This is a genomic window from Rhizobium aouanii (assembly GCF_037002925.1).
GTDB lineage: Bacteria > Pseudomonadota > Alphaproteobacteria > Rhizobiales > Rhizobiaceae > Rhizobium > Rhizobium aouanii.
The window spans coordinates 276,440-299,872 of the sequence record NZ_JBAMYD010000005.1 but is presented as its reverse complement, the minus strand read 5'-3'; the positions used below and the strand labels follow the sequence as shown (position 1 = coordinate 299,872).

The window sequence follows — 23,433 nt, the reverse complement described above, 5'->3', positions numbered from 1 at the left end:
CTTTTGGGCTGAATGCGCTATGAGCGGACCACGGCAGCCGGGTATGGAAAACAAATGACCACAATCACCATCGACGATGCACTCAACCACGCGGGAGCAGGACGATATCAGCGACGTCTGATGGCCATCTTCGGCTTGGTCTGGGCAGCTGACGCCATGCAGGTCATCGCGGTGGGCTTCACAGCGGCTTCGATCGCCACGAGCTTCGAACTAACGGTGCCGCAGGCGCTTCAGACGGGCACGGTGTTTTTCCTTGGCATGTTTCTGGGCGCAATGGGGTTTGGCAGGCTTGCCGATAGGATCGGCCGTCGCGGCGTTCTGATCGCGACTGTCTCCTGTGATGCCGTCTTTGGCACGCTGTCGATATTCGCGCCAGACTTCACGTTCCTCCTGTTCATGCGCTTCCTAACCGGAGCAGCGGTCGGTGGGACGTTGCCGGTGGACTATGCAATGATGGCCGAATTCCTGCCGGCGAAGAACCGAGGCAGGTGGCTGGTGCTGCTGGAGGGTTTCTGGGCCGTCGGAACCCTGGTTGTCGCAATTGCAGCCTGGCTGCTCAGTCTCTGGAACGTGGCAGAAGCCTGGCGGTTTATCTTTGCCGTTACAGCGGTCCCGGCGATTGTCGGTTTCGGTCTGCGGTTTTTCGTGTCGGAATCGCCACTCTATCTTCTGCGCAAGGGAAGGGGTGAAGAAGCAAAGGCGATCATCGACCGGATGGCCCTGGTGAATGGCCGCGGAGCTCTGGGACAAGAGGTTGATATCGCGCCGGCGACAACGATCGGTAGTATCGGAATATTCTCCCACGCTCTGCGGCGTCGAACCCTTTTGATCCTCGCGGTTTGGTTTCTGGTGTCCATTTCTTACTATGGTGTCTTCACCTGGATGCCTCCGAAACTTGCCGGGGACGGCTTTGGCTTCGTTCGAGGCTACGGTTTTCTTGTGCTGATCGCGCTTGCCCAGATTCCTGGGTATGCGCTCGCTGCCTACGGCGTCGAAAAGTGGGGGCGGCGTCCAACGCTTGTGGCATTTTGCATCCTTTCCGCGATGGGATCCATTTTGTTTGTCGTCGGCTCATCCGCACTCTTGGTAGCGTCGTCACTGCTCATCATGAGTTTCGCGCTGCTTGGTACGTGGGGTGCACTCTACGCCTATACGCCAGAGCTTTATCCTACTGCCTCCAGGGCAACCGGAATGGGTGCCGCCGGTGCTATGGCTCGGCTTGGAGGGCTGCTTGCGCCATCGTTGATCGGTCTTTTTGTGACTAAAGATTTCGGCCTGGTCATCGGGATTTTCGCTGCTTTTCTGCTGTTGGCAGGTGCTGCAGCCTATTTCATCGATGCCGAGACGCGCAGTGCCAAGCTGGCCTAGAAGCGGTTTGACCGATGCGTTGGCCTCCATCTCAGGATGGCGGAGGGTAGGGTTCCGACCTTGTCGCAGAATAAATTTTTGTGGCGAAGACTGGCAGCTGGTGGCGCTATTGCAGTCTCGGCTCCAGGTTTTTCAACAGCTTAGTTGATTCTCTTTAGCGCGGTTTCGTCAACCCTGGTTTTCACGTTGACGTTGGCCCCCTGGCAAAGGGCACCGAGAGCAGGGCGCAGCCGGTCAGGACGGCAATCACCATCCAGGCTTCGTTGATCGCCTGGACGCTTGCCGCGGTCTGGACCAACGGATCGAGCAGCGCCGTGGTATCCGCATCGAAGCTGCCGCTATGCCCCGATATCACCTGAAGAGGTGCGCCGACGAATGTCGCAGCCTCGACGTCGCCGGCTTGAAGGCGGGTCCAGAGGCCTTGTCCCAGCGGTTCGGAGCGCGTGTAGATGATGGTGTCGATCAGCGCGATGCCGATGGCCCCGCCGAGATTGCGCATCAGGTTGAAAAGTCCGCTCGCGTCGGGAATGCGCTCTGGCGGCAGGGTGCCGAGCGCCAGCCGCGTCGGCGGCAGCAGGCAGAACATGATGGCGACGCCGCGCACGACCTGCGGCCAGAACATCGCGTCATAATCCGAACGAGGATCCTGAAAAGCGCTCATCCCGACACCGACCGCAAAGAGCGCGAAACCGGCCGCCGACAGCAATCGCGCGTCCATCCGCTTCTCCAGCGCCACCGCGATCGGCGCCGTGATCAATTGCGCGACGCCGGTGACCAGCATCGTCATGCCGATTTGGAGGGCGTCGTGTCCCCTGATGAAAGCGAGAAAGACCGGCATGAGATAGACCGAGCCGAAGAGGCCAATGCCGAGCACGAAGCTAAGAACCGAGCCGACGAGAAAGTTTCGATCGCCGAAATTACCGAGATCGACGATCGGCCGGTTTCTGCGCAGCGTTCGCCAGATGAAGACACCTCCCGATGCAAGGCAGACCGCCAGCAGGCTCAGGACATAGGCCGATATCCAGCCGCTCGTCGGCGCCTCTTTCAAGCTGAGTTCCAGGCTCGTCAGCGCCACTGCCATCAGCAGAAGCGACAGACCGTCGAGATGCCTGAGTTCGGACGGATCGGTCGCCTGCCTCGGCAGGGACCGTACCGCCAGGATTGCCGAGGCAATGCCTGGGAGGATGTTGATCAGGAACAACCAGTGCCAGGAGTAGGTTTGCGTCAGCCATCCGCCGACGATCGGTCCGACGGTCGGGGCCAAAACCGCGAGAACGCCGGCGATCGTCGTCGCAAGCGCCTGCCGCTCGTTCGGGAAGAGAATGAACACGGCCGAAAACACCGAGGGGATCAGGGTTCCGCCGGAAAAGCCCTGAAGCACCCGCCAGGCCACCAGCTCGCCGAAGCTGCCGCTCATCGCACAGCCGGCGGAGGCCGCGACGAATAGGCTGATGGCGGTAACGAACAGCCATCGCATCGTCAGGAGCCGCGTCAAGAAGCCGGTGAGCGGGATCGCCACCACTTCGGCAATGAGATAGGCCGTCTGTATCCAGCTCATCTGATCCGGATCGATATCCAGCGCGGACTGGATGGTCGGCAGCGATGTCGCCACCACCTGGACGTCGAGGATCGCCATGAACATGCCGACGCACATCGCCATGAATCCGAGCCAGACGATGGCGGGCGTTTCATCAAGGCGGGCAGATTCAAGTCGTTCCGACATGCGATGATCCCGAGCACTGCGTTCTCCGCCCAGGGTGCGAAGACTAAGGCCGATCCTGTTTACGATCGAGACGGTCGACGGCATGCCACAAACAACGACGCGGAGCGCAATTCCGCCGATGCCGACACCATAGTTCGGATGAGGACGGAAGCGATAGGGATCTGCCAACACAAATACGTCACCAACGCGACCGAGCCTGACCGAAGGCCAGGCTCGGTGTTTCATCAGCGAATGTGGTCCGGGCGTTCTATGCGCCCGGCTCACTTTGCATCGGCCAGGACGATTAGCTGCGGAAGAGCGACAGGATATTCTGCGACGACGAATTCGCGATCGATAGCGACTGGATGGCAAGCTGCTGTTGTGTCTGCAAGGCAGACAGCCTGCTCGACTCCTCCTCCATGTCGGCGTCGACCAGCCGTCCCACGCCCGACTCGATGGAATCCGACAGCGCACCGACAAAGTCTTCCTGCAGTTCGATGCGCGTCGAGATCGAACCCAGCTGCGCACCGGCAGAGGTCATTGCCGACAGCGCGGATTCGATGGTCGACAGCGCCGACTGGATCTGACCGGTGGTGAAGTCGGTAATGTCGAGCGAATAGACGGAATCGCCATTTGCGTCCACCGTTCCGAGGATGCCGGACGCGGTATCGATCGTCCCGCTGCTCATGCCGAACAACACATTGCCCGTGGAGCTGGTATCCAGGGCATAATCCGTCACTTTAACGGAAACGGCGCCGGAGCCATCGCGAACAAAGGACGACACGACGCTTTTCGTGCCGCTTTCGCCCGCGACCCAGTTCTCACCAGAGAACGACGCTGACTGGGCGATGCTCAGCAGCTGATTCTGAAGCTGCGTGATTTCTTCCTGGACCTTGGATTTGTCGACACCGTCTTCAGTGGCTGCCACAAGCTTGGATTTGATCTCGTCGACGACGTCGATCGCATTTTCCATTGCCGTATAGGCAGTATCGACCTTTGCTGCGCCGAGGCCAAGGGCGTCGGACACGGCGGAAAGCGCCTTGTTGTCGGACCGCATCGTGGTGGCGATCGACCAGTAGGCGGCGTTGTCGGATGCGGTGTCGACCCGATAACCGGTAGAGACACTGTTCTGTGTCGTTTCGAGATTGGAATTGATGCTGCGCAGCGTCTGAAGGGCAGCCATCGCGGAATTGTTCGTATTGATGCTCGTCATTGGAAATTCGACCCGTTCATGAAGTTGGATGTGTTGCATCCCGGGTCAATCCGGGCCGTGGCGAGCAGCCTCATGCTTATCGACCCGTGTTCGGGAAGGTCAATTCGCCATCGTTGGGTCAATTATGGTACTTAAAGGTACCTTAATCGTTAACGCGAAGGGACGAGGCGATAATTTTTCGCAGGAATGCGATGCGAAGGCTCGGCTGCTCGATTTGCCGGCCATTATTTCGGTGAAGGTCATGCCCAGTTAATGTCTGGTGAGAGCCATCCTGAGGCGCTGCAGAAATTTCCAATCGGCAATTGACGTGTCGGCGGGAAACTGACTATCAATCTTAAATCAATTTGATTGACTTCAAGAACAACGGGACCGCGCGAATGAGGTTGAGCAAGGATGCACCCGCGCCGTTTCCATCGGAGCCGGCTTTGCTGCAGCGAGCGCTTCGACCGGGCTGGGCCTACGCGATCATCGACAACATCACACCCTCGGCCTTCTACCAAAAGGCCGAGGGCGCAATGCCTACTCCCAATTTCCGCTCCCGGTAATGCGCCGGAATACGCATGATCCGATCTTCAAGAGGAAAGAGTGACCATGTCCACACCGCGACCAAAAGCCCTGCGGCTTGAAACCCTTTGGAATCCACCTGCAGACGGCAAGGAATTTTCCTACGTCCTGCGCCTCAAAAACCAGGGCTCCGAGCCGCTTTCGAATTTTTCGCTGTGCGTGAGCGGCCCGGGTCGTGTCGATCCTGCCGGGCGCGTCGAAGGCGCCATGGTTTCGCTGCGGCTGTCGAATTTCACCGAATTCCAGCCGCCGGCCAATTTCGTTCTCGGCGCCGGCGAGACGTGGACGATATCGGTCTACGCGCTGAGCTGGCAGTTCCGCCACTGGACGGACGGCGCGACGAGCGGCTATCTCGCGCTTTCCGACGGCAGCACCATCGTGCTCAGCATCGAGCCGACGCGATCTTCGGTCAGCAACGCCCCATTAAAGCGTGGCGCCGAGATCTATCCGGTGCCGGTCAATGCGCCCGTTCAAGTGTCGATCATTCCCTGGCCGAACCATGTGGCGGTCGCCTCGCGTCGGCCGCTGCCGGCCGGTTTTGCACCGCTGGCGCAGAGCGCTGAAGGGGAGGCGGCAACACGCAGTTTCGCAGCGCTGGTCGAGCATCTCTTCGCCGTCGAAGGCATCGTGCGGAGCGAGGCGGAAGGCGCGGTTCCGGTTGCCCTGAAGGATGCCGCCGGGCTCGGGCCAGAGGCCTATCGGCTGAGCTTCGAGGGTGAGACGATCACGATCGAGGCCAGCAGCCAGACCGGCTTCCTCTACGGCCTCGTCACACTCGGCCAGATCTGGCGCGGTGCAAGGCTGCATCCCGAGGTCTTCCAGTTTCCGGCCGCAGGCGAGATCGTCGATGAGCCGTCGATGGGTTGGCGCGGCCTGCATCTCGACGTCGCCCGCCAGTTCTATGGCGCAACCGAAGTCAAGAAGCTCCTGGCGGTGCTTGCCTGGAACAAGCTCAACCGCTTCCACTGGCACCTTTCCGACGACGAAGCATGGCGCGTCGAGATCGACGCCTATCCTGATTTGACCGCGGTCGGCGCCTGGCGCGGCCACGGTCTGGCCGTTCCGCCGCTGCTCGGTTCGAGCCCGGCCCGCACCGGCGGCTATTATACCAAGGCCGCCATCCGCGAGATCGTCGCCCAGGCCAAGGGCTTCGGCGTGGAGATCGTGCCGGAGATCGATGTCCCCGGCCATTGCTACGCCATGCTGCAGGCGATACCGGAACTGCGCGATCCGGCCGAGGTCGGCAGCTATTATTCTGTTCAGGGCTTTCCCGACAATTGTATCAATCCGGCCCGCGAGAAGACCTATGAGATCATCGAGACGATCCTTTCGGAACTCATCGAGCTCTTTCCGTTCAAGACCATCCATCTCGGCGCCGACGAAGTGCCGCTCGGCGCATGGTCCGGCTCGCCGGAAGCGCTCGAGCGCCTGCGCAGCGTCGCGGGCGACGAGGTTGCCGATGCGCATGCCAAGCGGCTGAACGTCGTGACCAATACCCACGGTGCCGACGACATCCACGGCTCGGGTGCCGCCATCCTGCAGGCGGAGTTCCTGAGCCGCGTCCAGCGCTTCCTTGCGAGCAAGGGCTGCATCACCGGCGGCTGGGAAGAGGCGGCCCACGGCGATGTCATCGACAAATCAAAGAGCTATCTCTGCAGCTGGCGCAATGTCGAGGTCTCGGCCGAACTTGCCGAGCGCGGCTACGAAATCGTCGTCTGCCCCGGACAGGTCTACTACCTCGACATGGCGCTCAGGCCCGACTGGGACGAACCCGGCGCCAGCTGGGCGGGGACTTCGGATGCCGAGAAGCTTTACAATTTCGACCCCATCGGCGGCTGGACGGCGAGCCAGAAACAGAAACTCCTCGGCATCCAGGCCTGCATCTGGTCCGAGCCGATGACGGATCGCGCCGTTTTCGACCGCCTCGTCTTTCCGCGCCTTTCCGCGCTTGCTGAAACGGGCTGGACGAAGCCGTCATCCAAGTCGTGGGAGCGTTTCAGGGCGCTCGCAGGACTGATGCCGCTGCTCTACGGGCGGCAGCAGTCGTAGCGCCCGGATCGGGCCACGGGTTTTGATTTGAGGATCACCCTCGCCATCGCCGGAGGCGGTGATGGCGGGGGATACTGACATCACTTTCAAAGGGCGTTGTCAGGTGCCGCGGGCAACTCGCATTCGGGTGCCGCGATACGAATAGGACGTGTTCCAATCGGCGCGCCGGTCGCGCGGTCGATGGTGACTGGATCGATCTCGGTTCCGGTCTCGGCGTCGAAGAAGCGGGTGACTGCGCCGCCGCTGCGGTGCTTGCGGCCCCAGGCGCCGATTGCAAACAGCACCGGCAGAAAATCGCGGCCGGCTTCCGTCAGCACATATTCGTCGCGCGGCGGACGCTCGGAATAGCGGCGCTTTTCCAGCAATCCTTCCTCGGTCAGCGATGACAGCCGCCCCGTCAGCATTGTCGGGACGATGCCGAGGCTTTTGCGAAATTCATCGAAGCGGGTCAGCCCCGCATGGGCGTCGCGCATGATCAGCATGCTCCACGCATCGCCGACGAGCGCCAGGCTGCGGGCGATCAGGCAGGGCTGGTCCGAAAGATTCTTCATGTCGATATCTTTTTAGTAGTGACTTGCTATCTTTTTGATAGTAACAGAATGCGCATGGATGTTCCACGACAAAAACGAAGGCAGACGTCAATGAGCAAGAGAGAACGCGGCATTGCCCTGGTCACAGGGGCTTCCTCCGGCATCGGGCTGGTGACGGCGAAGGCGCTGCGGCACGACGGTTACCGGGTGTTCGGCACCAGCCGAAAGCCGATGGCCGACACCGCCGACGGCATCATCATGCTGGTCTGCGACGTCATCGATGATCAATCGGTGCAGGGCGTCGTCGACGAGGTTCTGAAACGCACGGGACGGATCGATCTTCTCGTCAACAATGCCGGGATCGGCCTGCTCGGCGGCGCCGAGGAATCGACGACGGCGCAGGCCAAAGCCGTGTTCGACGTCAACGTCTTCGGCACGATGCGCATGACCAATGCGGTGCTGCCGGTGATGCGGGGGCAGCGCCGCGGCCGGATCGTCAACCTGAGCTCGATCCTTGGGCTGATCCCGGCGCCCTTCAACGCGCTCTACGCAGCGACCAAGCACGCGATCGAAGGTTATTCGGAATCCCTCGACCATGAAGTGCGCACACAGGGCATCCGCGTCGTGCTCGTCGAACCGGGTGTCACCCGCACCTCCTTCGAGGAGAACATCACGCGGCCGGACCGGCCGCTTGCCGTCTATGATGCGGTGCGCGCCGACGCGGAGAAGCTGATGCGCGAGATCGTCTCAAAGGGCGATGCGCCCGAGGTGGTCGCCGCAACCGTCGTCAAGGCCGCTAACGCGCCATCGCCCAAGAGACGCTATACGGCCGGGAAAGCAGCGGGACAGGTGCGTTTCATCCGCCGCTTTCTGCCCGAGTCCTTCGTCGACATGAGCCTCCGGAAATTCAACAAACTTCCCGGTTGAGCCAGCGCCGGCGTTATCGGTCAAGAGATCAAGGCTGCCGCCCCGCCCACAGCGAACAAACACGTGTCGAGCGAAGGCGCTTCACTGTCGTTGCCGGTAGGCAGAGGGTGTGACGCCTGTGCCCAACTTGAATGCCCGTGTCATGTGGCTCTGGCTGCTGAAGCCGCAGGCCGAAGCGATCTGCGCTATTGGGTCCATGCCTGATAACATCGATTTGGCGCGCTCGACACGCCGGTGGGCCACCCAGCCATGCGGGGACACACCATAGCTTGCCCGGAACATCCGCTGAAAATGAAACGCGCTGAGCTGACCGATCGTTGCCAGATCTTGCAAGTGGATTGTCTCACCGAGATGGGCCTCGATATAGTCGAGACTCCGGCGCCGGACATGAGGAGCGAGCCCGCCGCTGATCGCGCAGGGGCGCATCCCTCCATAACGCGGATCAACGAAGAAATCGTTGATCGCCTGCGTCATCGCTTCTTCAGCCAGCAGATGACCGCCCGCCAACATCGCTTTCGTCATCTGCCGAAGCGTGTGCGCCAAGGCGGGTGCATCTGCGAAGGTCACTTCGGGAAGTGCCATGAGCCGAGCATCGCGGTCAAACGTCTCCGCAAACATCCGGCGCATCTGGTCGTCAGGAACATACAGATGGACGAATTCGAAGAAGTCGGTGATTTCCCATTCGGACGAGTGCCCCTGCGGCATGATGCACAGCACTCCCGGACGGCCGCGCGCGGCGGAACTGCCATCCAGACGACGCGTTCCGCCGCCGCCTCTCAGATAAAGACTAAACGTATGACCGTTCGGCCGCTCATAGCTCATCCTGTCGTGTGCATTGCTCCAGATGGCAGCTGATCGCCCGAAACCCAAATCGATGGACTGTGACATCCGCGCATTGGGAGATGCGGACAAAAACCTGAAAACCGAAAGGCGGCTATCCTTCACCAATTCTTCCCCACACCTGGCCACGCCTTGCAAACACTACCGGTGGACGACCCGCATGGCGAGCAGGGAAGTCCGGGCAAATCGATTTCATAGCAAGAATCTGCAAGAGACCTGCTCACGGTTCGCCTATTGGTCGCGAAAACGAGGATCACGCCATGGCAAATGCCGCTCTCTTCATCGCCACCGTCCTCATATGGGGGACGACTTGGATCGCCATTGCGATGCAGGTCGGTCCCGTGTCGGTCTTGGTCTCGGTTTTTTACAGATTTGCGGTCGCAGCATTGATCCTCGTCGCCATCCTGGCTGTCATGCGGCAGCTCAAGCTCCCTGCCTTGCGCGATCAACCTTTCATCCTTGCGCAAGCGCTCTGCTTGTTCAGCCTCAATTTCATCTGTTTCTACAACGCCGCCGCCTTCATCCCGTCCGGGCTGATCTCCGTGATCTTCTCGCTCGCGACAATCTATAATGCCGTCAATGCGCGCCTCTTCTTCGGCGACCGTATTACAGGCCGCACGCTTCTCGCAGCGGCGCTCGGAGCAGCCGGCCTCCTCCTCCTTTTCGGACAGGACGTTGCCGTCGATTTCGATATGGACGCGTTGAAAGGGGTCGGGCTTGCAGCGCTTGGCACGCTGTTTTTTTCGCTGGGCAATATGGCATCGCGTCGAAACAGCGCGGTCGGAATCTCACCGCTGACCGCCAATGCCTGGGGCATGACCTATGGCACGATCGTCCTGCTCTTCCTGATTGCCGTGACGCAAACACCGATCGTGGCGCCGCCTGACATCACCTATCTTGCCGCCCTGCTCTATCTCGCGGCAATCGGATCGGTGATCGGCTTCACCACCTACCTCATGCTGGTGTCCCGCATCGGCTCCTCACGCGCTGCCTATGCCACCGTCCTGTTCCCGATCGTAGCCCTGTCGTTGTCGACGGTCTTCGAGGGCTACCACTGGAGCGGTCTAGGCCTGATCGGCCTGGCGCTGACGCTTCTCGGCAACCTGGTCATCTTTGCGCGACCTCTAGCCCGTCGGCCACGGCAGTCGGATGTGAGGCTGCCGGCAGGCGGATGAGAGCCCGGCGTCGGCAATCTTCCGGACCGAGATGGCTAGCCGAGCGGCTTTTGCAGGACGTCGAAGCGCGGATTCGTTTCGGAAAAGATCGGCAGGGCGGCGGCGCCGAGGATTGCCGTATCCTTGCCGGTCGTGCCGATCATGACACGAGGCACCGTCCGCTTCTGGTTGGGATCGATCGGGGTGTGCAGCGGCTCCAGCCGCTCTGCAAGCCGAAGCATCAGCGAGGGCGAGATGCTGCCGCCGAGCACGATGGTCTGCGGATCGAAGGCCAGTTCCAGAAAATCGACGGTCTGCCGCAGCGGCTGAACGGCCTGATCCAGCCAGGCGTCGAGACCTTCGCCGCCCTTGGCGATCAGCGCATCGAGATCGTCAGGCGACAGCTCCTCGGCATTGGCAATGCCCATGAATTCATAGGCGACGGCCGGTGACACGTAGCGATCCAGACAGCCGCGCTTGCCGCAGCTGCAGAGCTTGCCATGCGGTTCGACGATGATATGCCCGATCTCGCCGGCGTTGTTGCGGCTGCCCTTGTAGAGGTGGCCGTCGAGGAACATTCCGGCGCCGATACCGCCGCCGCCCGCAAGAAACAGATAGACGAAGCTGGCGAAACCGCGGGCCACGCCATGCAGACGCTCGCCGATCGCGGCTGCCGTCGCATCGTTTTCGACGAGCACGGGCAGCTTCACCCGCTGTTCCAGTTCGTGGCCAACGGCAAAGCCCTGCCAGCCGGGGAAGTTCAGCGGACTGAGCGAGGTGGTGCCGCCATCGCCGTAGCGGCCGGGCAGGGCCATGCCGACGCCGAGAAGCCGGTTCCGGTCGAAGGCGAAGGCCTGCTGAAGATCCTCAACGATGGATTGGAGAGCCGGCATGGCCGTCTGCGGATCGGGATGTTCGACATGGCGCTCGATGCGCGCGCAGACCGTCCCTGAGAGATCCGTCAGAACCCCGCTGGCACGCTGGCGGCCAAGTTCGAGGCCTATCGAATAGGCGCCGCGCGGATTGATGGTGTAGGGGATGATCGGCTGGCCGCGGGCCAGCTTCTGCGCCTCGGACGGAACGAGAAGGTGCGATCTCTCCAGTTCCTCGACGATATTCGAAACAGTCTGGGCCGTCAGCGCCGTCATCCGGGCGATTGCCGCGCGCGACAAGGGACCGTTCGTTCGGACAGCCTCGATCACCACACGCCGGTTGTGAGACTTGGCCTGCTCGAGATTCGTGCCGGAAATTGCCTTCATGTCGCCTTCAAAGCAAATGCAGCATCACCCTTGTCACAAGACGAACACTGATGAAAGCTCCATTCTTCGTCAGATCTTGTTGGCCGATGTCTATCAGCGAGAGCCTTTCATGTTTTGACAGAAGTCTATCCTGCATTTGTGAAATAGTTTGCGAGCGTGACGGTCGCAGTACGTTGGAATAGAGCTGAGATTCAACGCAGGCGAAGAGCTAAGCATGAAATGCCAGGACCCGCCCGCGTGCCCGTTCGGTGAAATGCAGGAACGAACGGGAAATCTGAACGCGACGTTTCAGCCGCGCGGCGTGATCTGTGCCTTCTTCGCGCGGCCCCAGAGAATGAAGGCGGAGAGAGCGAGCAAGACGAAGTTCAGCGGAGTGACGAATGCTTCGCCGCGGGAAACATGGAAGATGATCGCGGCGATCTGGAGCGCCGTGCAACCGAGCGCGGCGAGCACTGTCAGGCGGGGCTGGATTCTCGTCAGGGCGGGCAACAGCACGCCTACACCGCCGGCGGCATCCACAATTCCCATGAAACGCAGAAATGGAACGGGAACTTGGCCCGGCCAGACCCACATTGCCGCCAGTTGATCGACGGGCATGAACATCTTCATGCAGCCGAACACTACGAAGGCCACGAATATGAGGCTTTGGGCGCTCCAAAGGCCGATATTGAGAGCGCGGCTGATATGCGGGGCAGGCCGCGTGATTGCGTTGGTTGTCATTCTTGATCTCCTGAAAAAAGCGCGTGTGGGGCAGGCCGTTGAGCCGGTCCATGCGACTCGAGCACAGCTGGTCTGTGACGGGTTGTCCTCAAGTGTTGGGGACGCGGGCACCAGCGCGCAGCGGTTGACCTACGCGCCTTCGCTGAGCGACGCCTGTCTCGTGGATGGACGCAGAACATTGTCGAGCGCCCAGGCGCCTGCGCCGGCAAAGGCGAGATAGAGAAAGATGAAGCAGAACATGATCGCAACTTCGCCCATGTTCAAAGCCGGCCAGAGCCTTGCGGGGCATGGGCCGCGAACACCTTCGTCACGCGCATGCTTGCTGAATATCACCAGCGTTACCCTGACGTTTCCTTCGACATGGATTTGAGCGGGCGAATCGTCAACCTCGTAGACGAAGGCTTCGACCTTGCCCTGCGCGCGACTACGCCCGACCGCCTTGATCCCGGTCTCATCGCTCGTCCGCTGACGAAGATCGTTTTTCACGTTGTCGGATCGCCAGCCTATCTCAAGCGTAAGGACGACCATCGAAACTGAGCGATCTCAATGGTCATTCATTGCTGCTCTACAGCGGCGTAAACTCGACCGGCACTTTGACTTTCGATGGTCCGCAGGGTCGGGAAGCGGTAAAGTTCCAGACGGTGATCCAAAGTGACAACGAGACCATGTTACACCTCGCCGCGCTGGAGGGCATGGGCCTCGTCTTCCTGCCGACATGGATGGCTCAACCCGACATCGCCGAAGGTCGGCTGGAGATGGTGCTGCCGGATACGCTGAAGTTGACCGCGACGCTTCATGCCGTCTATCCCAGCAAGAAGTATCTTTCAGCCAAGGTCCGTACCTTCATCGACTTCCTGGCATCGCGAACCTCTCCCTGCTCAGAGGTTGAGGGCGGTTAGTCGGCCAGAGGCCTGGCGCATCCAGTGCTTGATCTTGGCGAAGACTTATCGGCTCAATGGGCACGGCGTCTTTGCAGGAAACCAAGCAATGCTATGCCAGCCAGCCCGGTGACAGCGCTCAGGATTGCGGTTCCCGAATAACCTGTCACAAAGGTACCGGCGGCAAAGATCAACGCGCCGATCCCGGCGCTGGCAAAGATGTTGACGGAGATCAACGCACTGCCGAGCCCCGGTCGATCGGCAATCAGATCCTGCAGATAGGTGATCGGAAAGCTGATGATCGCCGCCGCTCCGATGCCGGCGAGCAAGGTGAGCGCATAGAGGTGCCACGGCTCAGAGGCAAAGCCGAGCAGGCTGAGGAACACGGCATAGATGATAGTACCGGCGGCAAGCGCCGTCATCTGGCCGGTTTTCCGGGCGATCCGCGACCAGATGATGATGAAGACGACTTCCAGCAATGCGACGATGCCGACAAGAATGCCGACGTCGCTCAGCCTGCCATGCGCGGCACCGGTGGCGATCAATGGCAGCAGGGCGTCATTGAGATGCAGCGTGCTGGTGATGAGCGCCACCCCGCAAATATGCGCGGATATTCGCGGCGAAACCACCTGGCGAAGCGCGCCGAGATAGGTGAGATGATGAACTGCTGCCATCTCCGTTGCCGCCCGCTTCGGCAAGGCGAAGATGATGATCCCCTGGCAGAGCAGACATGAGAGGCCGGCGAAGAGGTAGGCCGGCAGCATGCTCGATGCGCCAGACAGCAGCAGGCCGGTGATGCCGGGGATCAGCACCCAGGACAGCGAGATCATGGCGCGCACGCCGGAGTTGGCCGTCACCATGTCGCTTCGGCTCATGCCGTGCATCGCCGCACGCGCATTGGCAAACAGCAGCGAGTTCAGCGCCCCGTAGATCGGCAGGGGCAGCAAGCCGCTGATGACGAAGACGGCTGCGGTTGGAAAGGCGTAGACCATGCCGTAGCCGACGATGCCGAACAGGCAAGCGCCGATCATCGTCGACCGGTACTCGCCCAGTCGGTCGGCGAGATTGCCGAGCAGGATGCTAATGACGACGTTCACCGCCGCGGAGAGGAAACTCAGGAAGGAATAGAGGCCGTCGCTCAAGCCCAATTCGCGGATACCCACGACCGAACGATAGGGTGCGGTCATCGCCCCCGCCATCCCGAAGGTGAAAATGGCGATCATGCAGGCGCGGATCGCCGGATTGCGGAAGACGTCGGGAAAAAGTCGGCTCATGCGGTCATCGATCAGACGTAGCCGGCTTCACAACCTGCCCCTCTTGTCTTCCTGCGGGTTTCAGTAATGTTCCGATTGTGAGAAGGTCCGTGCGAGTTCGGCCTGGCCGGCCGTGAGGCCGCAATCGACAGGCAGGCAGACGCCTGATATCGCTGCGGCCAGGGGGCCGGCGAGGAAGGCCACGGCATTGGCGACATCTTTCGGATCGACAACACGCTGCAGCGGATACCAGCGGCGTGCCTCCTCGAAAACATTCGGATTGGCTGCCGCGCGTACTTCCCAGGCCTGCGTCTTCACCGTGCCGGGTGCGACGGCGTTGGACCGGATGCCGAACTTGCCGTATTCGACGGCGACCAGGCGGGTGAAATGCAGAAGACCGGCCTTGGCGGCGCTATAGGCCGGGTGTCCGAAGACATGCATGCCGTTGACCGAGGCGATGTTGACGACCGAACCCCTCGAGGCCTTCAGCATGGGCTCGAATGCGCGGAAACATAAGAATGCCGCTTCGAGATTAAGCGCATTGTCCGCCCGCCAGATCTCGGGCGTCGTCTCATGCAGGCTGGTCGCGCGGGCAGCACCGGCATTGTTGACCAGGGTTCGAACCACGCCGACGTCGGCGGCGCGTCTTGCCAATTCGGCAATGCTCATCTCGCTGGTCACATCGCATTGGACGGCGACGAAGCGATGGCCCGGCCCGAGCTTCGACGCCACGGCGGCGGCAGCCGCTGCATCGATGTCGGCGAGCAACACGACGTCGTGGTCATCGGCGAGCCGTGCGGCGATTGCCGCGCCGATATCGCCTGCAGCGCCGGTAACGATGGCTATCGACTGCGTCATTTTCTGTCGCTCCCGTTCATGAAACTCAATCTCCAAGCAATTGCCGGTCGTCGCCGTCACGATGAATGACCAGCTGCTGCTTGATGCGCCGAAGGGTGGTCGTCGCCTTCGGCTGAACGGCGTAGGCGACCAGGCTCGACAGGATATCGACCGTCGCGATGTAGGCGATGCGCGTCGAGGTCGGGCGATAGATATTGTTGCCTTCGGGAAGATCGATCGGCACGACGATTTCGGCAGCCTTGGCAACCGGGCTGGCCGTCTGGGTGAGCGCGATCGTCTTCACCTTGGTCTGGCGGGCAAGCTCGAAGGCCCGCACCAGCTCCGTATTGCGCCCTGAGAAGGAGGAGCCGATCAACACGTCGCCCGGCCTTGCCGCGGCCGCCATCATCAGCTGCATGCTGTGGTCGGAACTTGCCGTTATGCGAAGGCCGAGACGGAAGAGCCGGTTCTGAAGTTCGTCGGCGATCATCGACGAATTGCCGCCCGAGCCGAACGCATAGATCATATCGGCCTTGGCAATATGCGAAACGGCGGCTTCGATCGCGGCAAGATCGAGCGACCGATGCAGGAGAAAGAGAGCGTTCTGGGCCTTGGTGATGATGTCCTGAGCGACATCGGCGGGATCGGTGCTTTTCGATTCCGGTTTCAGATAACGCACGCCGATATGGGCGGTCCGGGCGAGCTGCACCTTGAAGTCGGAAAAACTCTCGCAACCGAGCCGCCGGCAAAAACGGGTGACGGTCGGTGGTGACACCTCGGCCCGTTCGGCAAGCTCGATGATCGAGGCGTTCACGGCGAACTCGAAGTCGTTGACGATGATCTCCGCGATGCGGCTCTCGGAGGGAGAGAGCCGACCCCTATCTTCCTGCAACGTCGAAAAGATATCCAAGCCCGTCCCCCGATGGTTCTCTATCCATCCTTCTTCTTATAGGCCACGCAGTCGATCTCAACCTTGCAATCGACCATCATCGACGATTGCACACAGGCGCGCGCCGGCGGATGTTCGCCGAAATACTCCTGATAGATTTTATTGAAGGTCCAGAAGTCGCGCGGATCGTCGAGCCAGACGCCGACGCGCACCACATCCTCGACGCCGTATCCGGCCTCATCGAGGATCGCCAGAACGTTGGCAATCGTCTTGTGGGTCTGGGCGATGATGTTGCCGTCGATGATTTCGCCGTCTTCCATCGCAACCTGGCCGGAAACATACAGCCATCCGTCGGCTTCGACCGCACGCGCGAAAGGCAGCGCCTTGCCGCCGGCGCCCGTTTGAACAGTGCCATAGCGCTTGATCGGCATGCTGAAGTCCTTGCAAATTATTTTCTTGATAAGTTGACAAGTGACCATAGAAAGCAGAATTTGACCAGTGAAAAACGCGATTTATGAAAAGAATTTCAATCCGGGGCTGATATGCGCGATCCTTTCCAGAATCCTTTCCCGTCAGACAGCGCCCGGCATGCAATCTGGGAAATGCTCGTTCGGCGCGATATCGATGCGTTTCTGGCGGCCGATTGGTCGATGGTGGAGCATGACTTCGTCGAAGAGGGCTTCATCGGTATCGATGCCCAGAAGCAGGTCAGCCCCGACAGGTGGCGCCTGGCATTTCCGACGCTGTCGGCCTATCGCCAGGAATGGCTGAGGCAGGCAAAGGATTTCGCCGAGCAGAGTTTCGCAGAAGATGCGCGCACGGCGATCTTCACGACGACGACGCTTGAGGATATCGAAATCGAGGGCGAAATGGCCCTCGTTCGCAAGAAATTCGACGGCGGCATTACCAAGAGCGACGATACCCGGGACGTCCTGCAATGGCAGACGCTCTATTATTGCAGGCTTCACCAAGGACGCTGGAAAATCTCAGGTTTCACCGGCTACCTGCCGAACCCGATGGGTTGACGCGGGGCCGACAACACGAAGGCCACTTTTTTGCGCATTTTCACGGCAGCATTGGCGACGGAGACCAACACCTTTTCCCCGATCTGCGTGGATCGTCGCGCATTCGAAGCCTCTCTCTATGCCCCGCCCGGCCAGCATCCCGAAACGCCAACGCTCTGCACCGCGCCGATCACCGTCGGCAGGCGCGTCACCCGAGAAAAGGGTTGGGAACTGATTGAGGGAACCGCCACCTGGGCCGACCCCGCAGGCCTCGTCAACCGGGCGACCTACGAGGAATTCCGTGACGAAATCCTTGGCCAACTCAATGCGGCAATGCCGGTCGACGCCGTTGTCATGGGCCTGCACGGCGCCATGGTGGCAGCCGGATACGAGGATACGGAAGGCGATCTCCTGTCGCGCATCCGCGAGATCGTCGGGCCCGATGTCCTCATCTGCGCCGAACTCGATCCGCACAGTCATCTCACTGCAAAACGTGTCGCCGCTCTCGATTTCGCCGTCTATTTCAAGGAGTTTCCGCATACGGACTTCGTCGACCGCGCCGAGGATCTCTGGCGCATTACGGTCGAAACGCTCGAAGGCCGGATCAAGCCGGTCATATCGGTGTTCGACTGCCGGATGATCGACGTCTTCCCGACATCGCGCGAGCCCATGCGTTCCTTCGTCGACAAGATCATGCGGATCGAAAAGGATGATCCGGACGTCCTGTCGATCTCGGTGATCCACGGCTTCATGGTCGGCGACGTTCCCGAAATGGGAACGAAGCTGCTGGTGGTGACCAACAACAAGCCGGAAAAGGGCGCGGCTTTGGCGCGTGAACTCGGCCTCGAGCTATTTTCGAAGCGCGGCACCTTCATGGTCCCGCAGATCGACGAGAAGGAAGCCGTCTCACGCGCAATCGCCGCAACCGCATGGCCGGTTGTCATCGCCGATGTCTGGGATAATCCGGGTGGCGGCACGGCAGGGGATGCGACTGTTATCCTCGAAGAGCTGATCGCACGCGGTGTCACGAGTGCTGCGATCGGCACCATCTGGGATCCGGTGGCCGTCCAGATCTGTTTTGCGGCGGGCGAGGGGGCGGAAATTCCACTGCGCTTCGGCGCCAAGTCGGCGCCCGGCACCGGCAATCCCGTCGACGGCACCGTCAAGGTCGTCAAGCTGGTGAAGAATGCCGAAATGCAGTTCGGCGAGAGCCTCGCACCTTTCGGCGATGCCGCACATATCGTGCTTGACGGCATCGACATCATCCTCAATTCGACACGCGCTCAAAGCTTCGATCCGAGCCTTTTTTCGGCGATGGGCATCGATCCCGCCAGGCAGAAGATCCTGGTGATAAAATCCACCAACCACTTCTTCGCGTCCTTCTCGAAGATCGCGGCCGAGATCCTTTACTGCTCTGCCGGAACGCCCTATCCCAATAATCCGGCGACGACGCCATACCGACGGGCACCGAAGACCATATGGCCGATCGTCGCCGATCCACACGGTAGAGAACGCGGAGCCGCCTAGATGCATGATATCAGGTTTGCCGTCATCGCCAAGGCAGGAGACAGGATCGCCGATCTCTCGACCCCCCGTCCTGTGATCGACGAAGACAGGCTGGCGGCAAACATAGACCGCGTTCAATCCTATATGGACCGGCACGGGCTGAACTTCCGCCCGCATATCAAGACGCACAAGATCCCGGCTCTCGCCGTCGCGCAGCTTGCCGCGGGCGCCAAGGGCATCAATTGCCAGAAGGTGACGGAAGCCGAAGTCTTTGCCGAAGCCGGCTTCGAGGACATCCTCATCACCTTCAACATCCTGGGACAGCAGAAACTCGAGCGCCTGGGCAAGCTGAACGAGAGAATTTCGGCCCTAAAAGTCGTCGCCGACAGCGAAGTGACGGTCGACGGGCTCGCGGCGCATTTCTCCGGCCACAAGCCGCTGAACGTCCTGGTCGAATGCGATACCGGCGGCGGCCGCTGCGGCGTGCAGACCCCGGGGGAGGCGGCCTCGCTCGCCAGGCGCATCGCCGCTGCCGACGGCCTCACCTTCGGCGGCATCGTGACCTATCCGAAACCGCAATCGGCCGCCGCCGTCGAAGCCTTCATCACAGAGACGCTCGCACAGCTGACATCGGAAGGCATAACCTGCCCGATCGTCAGCAATGGCGGAACGCCGAGCCTCTTCGAGGCACATCTCGTCACCTCGGCCACGGAACACCGCGCCGGCACCTATATCTACAATGATCGCCAGATGGTGCGCATGGGCCATTGCACCGAGGACGATTGCGCCATGCACGTGCTGGCGACCGTCGTGTCGCGGCCAAACGCCGACCGCGCCGTCATCGATGCCGGGTCGAAGGCGTTGACCTCGGATCTTCAGGGTTTTAGCGATTACGGGTTGATCGTCGGTTATCCCGAGGCGCGGATCAGCAGCCTCTCAGAAGAACATGGCGTGATCGACCTGTCGGATTGCACCGGCCCCCGGCCGCAAATCGGCCAGAAGCTCTTCATCATCCCGAACCACACCTGCGTGGTGTCCAATCTGTTCGACACGATGGTCTTCCATCGGGGCGGCGTGGTGACCCGCGTCGAGGACGTCGCTGCCCGCGGTCTCGTCTGGTAGGAGGCGGTTGCGGCTGAGGGCGAAATGGCCCTGATCGCCAAAGGCCGCGGCTGTCGGTGAATTACTCGCGATCAGGCGGCTCCTGGCGTCCAAATAGCGACAAGCGTGATGCCATGTGCCAGTCGGGAAAACTCGCAGCGATAAGATACGTACCTTCTCGGAAGCGAACGTCCAGATTAATGTGCCCCTCAGAGAGGGGACATTCTGGCCATAGCGCGTCCAACCCATGGTTTTCGACATGTCACAGCACACGGTGCGACAGGTGGTGGTAAAGAAAGCGGTCGATCCAGCTGAAAGCGAGTGGCTGCAGCAAGCAAGAGCTGGTGACACATCGGCATTCGACCAGCTCATGAAGCCCTATCGCAAGCTGCTACACACGCATTGCTATCGCATGCTCGGCTCGCCCTTTGATGCCGACGATGCTCTGCAGGAGACACTACTCGGTGCATGGCGTGGCCTAGGGTCTTTCGAGGCACGCAGTTCGCTCGGCACGTGGCTCAACAGCATAGCCACCCGCATTTGCCTTCGCATGAGTTCGAGACGCCCTCGGCGTCTAGCTTCAGGCGATCTCGCCCCGCCGCTTCGGTCCACAGCCGAACTGGGCGAGCCGGTGCAGGGGCCTGTGTGGCTGGAACCAATGCCGGATAGCGAACTGCTGTACGGGGGTGCGCCCAACGAAGATCCAGCAACGATACTGCTGCGTCGCGAATACATAGGACTTGCATTCGTTGCCATGTTACAGCACTTGCCCGGCACGCAGCGCGCCGTACTGCTGCTACGCGAGGTGCTTGGGTACTCGGCCACCGAGACCGCCGACATCCTTGGAACCACCGTGGCCTCAGTCAACAGTGCGCTGCAGCGCTCTCGACAAACGGTGAAGGCGAAGAAACCCGCAACCGTGCAGTCGAGGGAGATGCTGCAAGTTGATGCGCAGGGGCTCGAACTCCTGCTGCATGCCTTCGTATCCGCTTGGGAAAGTCGCGACGTCACAGCAATGGTGAACCTTCTAGCCGATGATGTACGCTTCACAATGCCGCCGCTTCCGGCATGGTTCAGTGGTCGCGAGTTTGTCGGAAAATTCTTCGCAGAACGCGTGTTCGAGACTCCCTGGCGGCTCCACTTTTTACGCGGCAACGGCCAACCCGGATTCGCCTGCTATCTGAAGCAAGCTGGTGACGACCGCTTCCGGCCGGGTGGCGTCGTGCTGCTGAGCGTGTACAACGGCCACATTGCTGCTATCGACAGCTTTCTCGACCCTGCAGTCTGCAGTCGGTTCGGAATGCGCGACGAGTTTCACTAGGAATTTTTCGCCACGGAGCGATGAGTTTCCGCATCGCTATGTCTCTAAGGGAACGACAGGCCCGAAAGGTTCGGGACTGCATCACTCGTTCAGCAGAAGGACATTCGCGATGGCCAAGCTCGTCGTCAGCATTCTGAGTTCCCTCGACAACTACTGCGCCGGTCCGGATGGCCGGCTTGACATGCTGCCAATGGGGGAGGCGTTCGACGCCCACAATCTTGAACTCTTGCGCAACGCGGACACGCTTCTCTTCGGTGCAGTCACGTTCCCCATGTTCGAGGCCTATTGGCCGAATGTCGATCGCACTCCGACGAACGACCCGGTGCAACGCGAGATCGCCGAGCGTGTCGACGCCGCACGCAAGGTCATCGCCAGCGACACGCTGGTTCTGGCAAAGACCTCTCCTTGGGCTGGCACCGAGGTGGTGAGCAGGACACGCGTGCATGCGCGGATCGCTGAACTTAAGACTCAGGCCGGTGGCGACCTGCTGATCTTTGGCAGCCGCATTCTCTTCAATGACTTGCTTGCGCATGGCTTTGTCGACGAGTTTCACCTTCTGGTGGGCAACGTCGTGTTGGGTGAGGGCGTGCGTACATTCGAGCCTGGCTTGAGTGCACCGTTCAAACTGCTGGGCCAGCGCCAACTCGCAGGCTCAGATATAGCAGCCTTGCACTACGACTGTCGGGCGCACTGACGCGTTGCTGGATCAGCACGGCATTGCGGTTGTTTGCGGACGCCGTCGGGGCGTCCGCCTGGCCGGAGCAACTGGAACAGCTCGATGAAATGCTTTCCAGCACGGGCGAGTAGCGCGGGGTCGGGAAACTCGCCTCGGAGGGAACGTCTGCTCTTAGGCAGTGTCTCCACCGGCCGTTCGGGCCGGTGCGGGCCGGTAGCGGAAAGTCTGCCATGCGACAAATTTATCTGATGGCCGCCCTTCGGCAACTGACCCAAAGTCTGTCGTTCGAGTGTGTCCGCGCCGGAGAACAGACGTGTTCGCCGTTTCAGGGCGCTGCTGTTCCGAGCGCTGCGGCTAGTACGTCGGCGAGGCCGCGCCCGGCGCTGCCGTCCTCATCAAGGCGCGGATTGTAGATGGTGATCTCGATACCGACTGCCTTGCCGCTCGCCAAGGCAACCCGAAGCGCGGTTCCTAACTCATCCCATGACAACCCGTCCGGCACGCGGAAATCGACAGCCGGCATGATGACGTCGTCGAGGCAATCGGCATCGAGATGGATGAAGAAGCCGTCCAATTCCTCCCGCGTCAGGTGGTCGACCGCTTCGCGCGCGGCGGCCTCGATGCCCATCGCGCGCACGGCGGGAAGGTCAATCGCCTTGAGCTCCTTGGGAAGCGCCTGGCTTCCGAACTCCTCCTGATCCTTATGATCGCGATATGCGAAGGCGACAGCGTCTTCGGGACGGACCAAAGGACCGCGACCTTCGATGTCGGTCGAGAGCGATGGGCCGTGGCCGGTGACCAAGGCAAGATCCATCGAGGCGCCCTCACCATTGGGTTCCGCCTCGGGCTGAAAGAAATCGGCGTTGCCGTCGATGAAGAACAGGCCGTAGCGGCCGCGCCGTCGAAACGCGAGCATCGAGCCCATTAGGATCGTGCAATCGCCGCCGAGTACAACCGGAAATCTGCCCGCGTCAAGCACCGCTTCCACCGCGTCGGCGAGCTTGGGCGACCACGCCGCGATTGCCCTGGCATTCAGGATGCCGGTCCCGGGATCGGGCATAGGGTCCTTCGGAGGCACCGCCAGCCGCTCGGCGCGGTGCGCATGGATGCGCTCTGCAAGACCGAAATCCAGTAGTCGGTCGGGCAAGCGCTCCACACCGTCGGTCGCCAAGCCCAGCGTGGAGGGAGCTTCGAGAATTGCATAGGGAAGGGTCGGCATGCGCGCCTCCGTTAGCGAGTCATTTTGCGGAGTAGGTCACGGCCTCGATCTTGTGACCGTCCGGATCGCGGACGAACGCTCCATAATAGTTCGCATCATAGTTCGGCCGCAGCCCGGGAGCGCCATCGTCACTGCCGCCATATTTCAGTGCCGTTGCGTAAAATCGCTTGACCATCGAACGGTCCTCGACAGCAAAGGCGATATGAGTGCCATTGCCCACGGTCGCTGGTTTTCCATCAATCGGAACCTGGACGCTGAAATGAAACGTACCACTGCCGTAGCCAAGTCCACCCTCGTCCTCGGCCATCGGGAGAATGCCGACGATGGGCAAAACGGCATCGTAGAAGCGCTTCGAACGCGCAACATCATTCGTCCCGACCGAGACATGGTGGATCACAACTACCTCCGCTCCAGCTTTGTCCC

At 60.9% G+C, this 23,433-nt stretch carries 23 protein-coding genes; 10 read left to right on the top strand and 13 right to left on the bottom strand.

Features of this window, described 5'->3' with window-relative positions:
- Positions 1 to 54: 54 nt before the first annotated feature.
- Positions 55 to 1,368 carry an MFS transporter gene (locus V8P77_RS11510; protein WP_335912751.1) on the top strand — a complete coding sequence of 438 codons (1,314 nt, stop codon included), beginning with the start codon at positions 55 to 57 and terminating at the stop codon, positions 1,366 to 1,368.
- Between the two features lie 181 nt (positions 1,369 to 1,549).
- On the opposite strand, the gene V8P77_RS11505 is transcribed toward V8P77_RS11510, so the two are convergent.
- Positions 1,550 to 3,091, bottom strand: coding sequence for a DHA2 family efflux MFS transporter permease subunit (locus V8P77_RS11505; RefSeq protein ID WP_335912749.1), 1,542 nt, complete (start codon positions 3,089 to 3,091; stop codon positions 1,550 to 1,552).
- Positions 3,092 to 3,374: 283 nt separating this feature from the next.
- On the bottom strand, positions 3,375 to 4,283 hold the full coding sequence (locus tag V8P77_RS11500) for a flagellin N-terminal helical domain-containing protein (RefSeq protein WP_029874829.1): 909 nt from the start codon (positions 4,281 to 4,283) through the stop codon (positions 3,375 to 3,377).
- Positions 4,284 to 4,874: 591 nt separating this feature from the next.
- Between V8P77_RS11500 and V8P77_RS11495 the strand changes: the two genes are divergently transcribed.
- Complete coding sequence (locus V8P77_RS11495; protein ID WP_335912747.1) at positions 4,875 to 6,896, top strand: beta-N-acetylhexosaminidase; 2,022 nt, start codon at positions 4,875 to 4,877, stop codon at positions 6,894 to 6,896.
- 86 nt (positions 6,897 to 6,982) lie between these two features.
- Here the strand turns inward: V8P77_RS11495 and V8P77_RS11490 are convergent, their stop codons facing one another.
- Entirely contained in the window at positions 6,983 to 7,447 is a 465-nt protein-coding gene (locus V8P77_RS11490; protein WP_335912746.1) for a winged helix-turn-helix transcriptional regulator, read from the bottom strand.
- Between the two features lie 90 nt (positions 7,448 to 7,537).
- Here V8P77_RS11490 and V8P77_RS11485 point away from each other — a divergent pair, with 90 nt between their 5' ends.
- Positions 7,538 to 8,353: an oxidoreductase gene (locus tag V8P77_RS11485; protein ID WP_335912745.1), complete on the top strand. Its 816-nt coding sequence runs from the start codon at positions 7,538 to 7,540 to the stop codon at positions 8,351 to 8,353.
- Positions 8,354 to 8,434: 81 nt separating this feature from the next.
- On the opposite strand, the gene V8P77_RS11480 is transcribed toward V8P77_RS11485, so the two are convergent.
- Positions 8,435 to 9,298, bottom strand: a complete 864-nt coding sequence (locus tag V8P77_RS11480; RefSeq protein WP_507237388.1) for a helix-turn-helix domain-containing protein — start codon at positions 9,296 to 9,298, stop codon at positions 8,435 to 8,437.
- Positions 9,299 to 9,453: 155 nt separating this feature from the next.
- On the opposite strand from V8P77_RS11480, the gene V8P77_RS11475 reads away from it, so the two are divergent.
- Positions 9,454 to 10,368 carry a DMT family transporter gene (locus V8P77_RS11475; RefSeq protein ID WP_335912743.1) on the top strand — a complete coding sequence of 305 codons (915 nt, stop codon included), beginning with the start codon at positions 9,454 to 9,456 and terminating at the stop codon, positions 10,366 to 10,368.
- A gap of 35 nt (positions 10,369 to 10,403) precedes the next feature.
- Here V8P77_RS11475 and V8P77_RS11470 read toward each other — a convergent pair whose 3' ends face one another.
- From V8P77_RS11470 to V8P77_RS34920, 3 genes are all read right to left on the bottom strand, one after another.
- Positions 10,404 to 11,606, bottom strand: a complete 1,203-nt coding sequence (locus V8P77_RS11470; RefSeq protein WP_335912741.1) for an ROK family transcriptional regulator — start codon at positions 11,604 to 11,606, stop codon at positions 10,404 to 10,406.
- Positions 11,607 to 11,894: 288 nt separating this feature from the next.
- Positions 11,895 to 12,326, bottom strand: a complete 432-nt coding sequence (locus V8P77_RS11465) for a DoxX family protein (protein ID WP_335912739.1) — start codon at positions 12,324 to 12,326, stop codon at positions 11,895 to 11,897.
- Positions 12,327 to 12,455: 129 nt separating this feature from the next.
- Positions 12,456 to 12,812 (bottom strand): DoxX family protein, encoded by a 357-nt coding sequence (locus tag V8P77_RS34920; protein WP_507237387.1) that lies wholly within the window; start codon positions 12,810 to 12,812, stop codon positions 12,456 to 12,458.
- A 71-nt stretch (positions 12,813 to 12,883) separates the two neighbouring features.
- On the opposite strand from V8P77_RS34920, the gene V8P77_RS11450 reads away from it, so the two are divergent.
- Positions 12,884 to 13,225: a LysR substrate-binding domain-containing protein gene (locus tag V8P77_RS11450; RefSeq protein WP_335912737.1), complete on the top strand. Its 342-nt coding sequence runs from the start codon at positions 12,884 to 12,886 to the stop codon at positions 13,223 to 13,225.
- A gap of 53 nt (positions 13,226 to 13,278) precedes the next feature.
- On the opposite strand, the gene V8P77_RS11445 is transcribed toward V8P77_RS11450, so the two are convergent.
- The 4 genes from V8P77_RS11445 to V8P77_RS11430 are packed head-to-tail and all read right to left on the bottom strand — an operon-like array spanning position 13,279 to position 16,614.
- Positions 13,279 to 14,478: an MFS transporter gene (locus V8P77_RS11445; RefSeq protein WP_335912735.1), complete on the bottom strand. Its 1,200-nt coding sequence runs from the start codon at positions 14,476 to 14,478 to the stop codon at positions 13,279 to 13,281.
- A 60-nt stretch (positions 14,479 to 14,538) separates the two neighbouring features.
- Positions 14,539 to 15,315, bottom strand: coding sequence for an SDR family oxidoreductase (locus V8P77_RS11440; protein ID WP_335912733.1), 777 nt, complete (start codon positions 15,313 to 15,315; stop codon positions 14,539 to 14,541).
- A gap of 25 nt (positions 15,316 to 15,340) precedes the next feature.
- Positions 15,341 to 16,204 (bottom strand): MurR/RpiR family transcriptional regulator, encoded by an 864-nt coding sequence (locus tag V8P77_RS11435; protein ID WP_335912732.1) that lies wholly within the window; start codon positions 16,202 to 16,204, stop codon positions 15,341 to 15,343.
- Positions 16,205 to 16,224: 20 nt separating this feature from the next.
- Entirely contained in the window at positions 16,225 to 16,614 is a 390-nt protein-coding gene (locus V8P77_RS11430; protein ID WP_012555064.1) for a RidA family protein, read from the bottom strand.
- A 111-nt stretch (positions 16,615 to 16,725) separates the two neighbouring features.
- Between V8P77_RS11430 and V8P77_RS11425 the strand changes: the two genes are divergently transcribed.
- The 5 genes from V8P77_RS11425 to V8P77_RS11405 all read left to right on the top strand — a co-directional run bounded on the left by V8P77_RS11425 (position 16,726) and on the right by V8P77_RS11405 (position 21,809).
- Positions 16,726 to 17,208: a hypothetical protein gene (locus tag V8P77_RS11425; protein WP_335912729.1), complete on the top strand. Its 483-nt coding sequence runs from the start codon at positions 16,726 to 16,728 to the stop codon at positions 17,206 to 17,208.
- Positions 17,209 to 17,238: 30 nt separating this feature from the next.
- Positions 17,239 to 18,714, top strand: a complete 1,476-nt coding sequence (locus V8P77_RS11420; protein ID WP_335912727.1) for a M81 family metallopeptidase — start codon at positions 17,239 to 17,241, stop codon at positions 18,712 to 18,714.
- Positions 18,715 to 19,815, top strand: coding sequence for a D-TA family PLP-dependent enzyme (locus V8P77_RS11415; RefSeq protein WP_335912726.1), 1,101 nt, complete (start codon positions 18,715 to 18,717; stop codon positions 19,813 to 19,815). It begins immediately after the preceding gene.
- Between the two features lie 226 nt (positions 19,816 to 20,041).
- Positions 20,042 to 21,115: an RNA polymerase subunit sigma-70 gene (locus tag V8P77_RS11410; protein WP_335912724.1), complete on the top strand. Its 1,074-nt coding sequence runs from the start codon at positions 20,042 to 20,044 to the stop codon at positions 21,113 to 21,115.
- A 109-nt stretch (positions 21,116 to 21,224) separates the two neighbouring features.
- Positions 21,225 to 21,809, top strand: coding sequence for a dihydrofolate reductase family protein (locus V8P77_RS11405; RefSeq protein WP_335912723.1), 585 nt, complete (start codon positions 21,225 to 21,227; stop codon positions 21,807 to 21,809).
- Between the two features lie 307 nt (positions 21,810 to 22,116).
- Here the strand turns inward: V8P77_RS11405 and V8P77_RS11400 are convergent, their stop codons facing one another.
- Positions 22,117 to 23,010, bottom strand: coding sequence for an arginase family protein (locus V8P77_RS11400; RefSeq protein WP_335912695.1), 894 nt, complete (start codon positions 23,008 to 23,010; stop codon positions 22,117 to 22,119).
- Positions 23,011 to 23,029: 19 nt separating this feature from the next.
- Positions 23,030 to 23,407 carry a VOC family protein gene (locus V8P77_RS11395; protein ID WP_335912693.1) on the bottom strand — a complete coding sequence of 126 codons (378 nt, stop codon included), beginning with the start codon at positions 23,405 to 23,407 and terminating at the stop codon, positions 23,030 to 23,032.
- Between the last annotated feature and the right edge of the window lie 26 nt (positions 23,408 to 23,433).

Excerpts from the sequence above, each read along its gene's own strand:
- V8P77_RS11470 (WP_335912741.1), bottom strand. The coding sequence starts at position 11,606 with ATGAAGGCAATTTCCGGCACGAATCTCGAGCAGGCCAAGTCTCACAAC.
- V8P77_RS11465 (WP_335912739.1), bottom strand. The coding sequence starts at position 12,326 with ATGACAACCAACGCAATCACGCGGCCTGCCCCGCATATCAGCCGCGCT.
- V8P77_RS11500 (WP_029874829.1), bottom strand. The coding sequence starts at position 4,283 with ATGACGAGCATCAATACGAACAATTCCGCGATGGCTGCCCTTCAGACG.
- V8P77_RS11510 (WP_335912751.1), top strand. The coding sequence starts at position 55 with ATGACCACAATCACCATCGACGATGCACTCAACCACGCGGGAGCAGGA.
- V8P77_RS11490 (WP_335912746.1), bottom strand. The coding sequence starts at position 7,447 with ATGAAGAATCTTTCGGACCAGCCCTGCCTGATCGCCCGCAGCCTGGCG.
- V8P77_RS11415 (WP_335912726.1), top strand. The coding sequence starts at position 18,715 with ATGCATGATATCAGGTTTGCCGTCATCGCCAAGGCAGGAGACAGGATC.
- V8P77_RS11410 (WP_335912724.1), top strand. The coding sequence starts at position 20,042 with ATGGTTTTCGACATGTCACAGCACACGGTGCGACAGGTGGTGGTAAAG.
- V8P77_RS11485 (WP_335912745.1), top strand. The coding sequence starts at position 7,538 with ATGAGCAAGAGAGAACGCGGCATTGCCCTGGTCACAGGGGCTTCCTCC.
- V8P77_RS11405 (WP_335912723.1), top strand. The coding sequence starts at position 21,225 with ATGGCCAAGCTCGTCGTCAGCATTCTGAGTTCCCTCGACAACTACTGC.
- V8P77_RS11400 (WP_335912695.1), bottom strand. The coding sequence starts at position 23,010 with ATGCCGACCCTTCCCTATGCAATTCTCGAAGCTCCCTCCACGCTGGGC.
- V8P77_RS11445 (WP_335912735.1), bottom strand. The coding sequence starts at position 14,478 with ATGAGCCGACTTTTTCCCGACGTCTTCCGCAATCCGGCGATCCGCGCC.
- V8P77_RS11440 (WP_335912733.1), bottom strand. The coding sequence starts at position 15,315 with ATGACGCAGTCGATAGCCATCGTTACCGGCGCTGCAGGCGATATCGGC.
- V8P77_RS11505 (WP_335912749.1), bottom strand. The coding sequence starts at position 3,091 with ATGTCGGAACGACTTGAATCTGCCCGCCTTGATGAAACGCCCGCCATC.
- V8P77_RS11495 (WP_335912747.1), top strand. The coding sequence starts at position 4,875 with ATGTCCACACCGCGACCAAAAGCCCTGCGGCTTGAAACCCTTTGGAAT.
- V8P77_RS11430 (WP_012555064.1), bottom strand. The coding sequence starts at position 16,614 with ATGCCGATCAAGCGCTATGGCACTGTTCAAACGGGCGCCGGCGGCAAG.
- V8P77_RS11475 (WP_335912743.1), top strand. The coding sequence starts at position 9,454 with ATGGCAAATGCCGCTCTCTTCATCGCCACCGTCCTCATATGGGGGACG.
- V8P77_RS11425 (WP_335912729.1), top strand. The coding sequence starts at position 16,726 with ATGCGCGATCCTTTCCAGAATCCTTTCCCGTCAGACAGCGCCCGGCAT.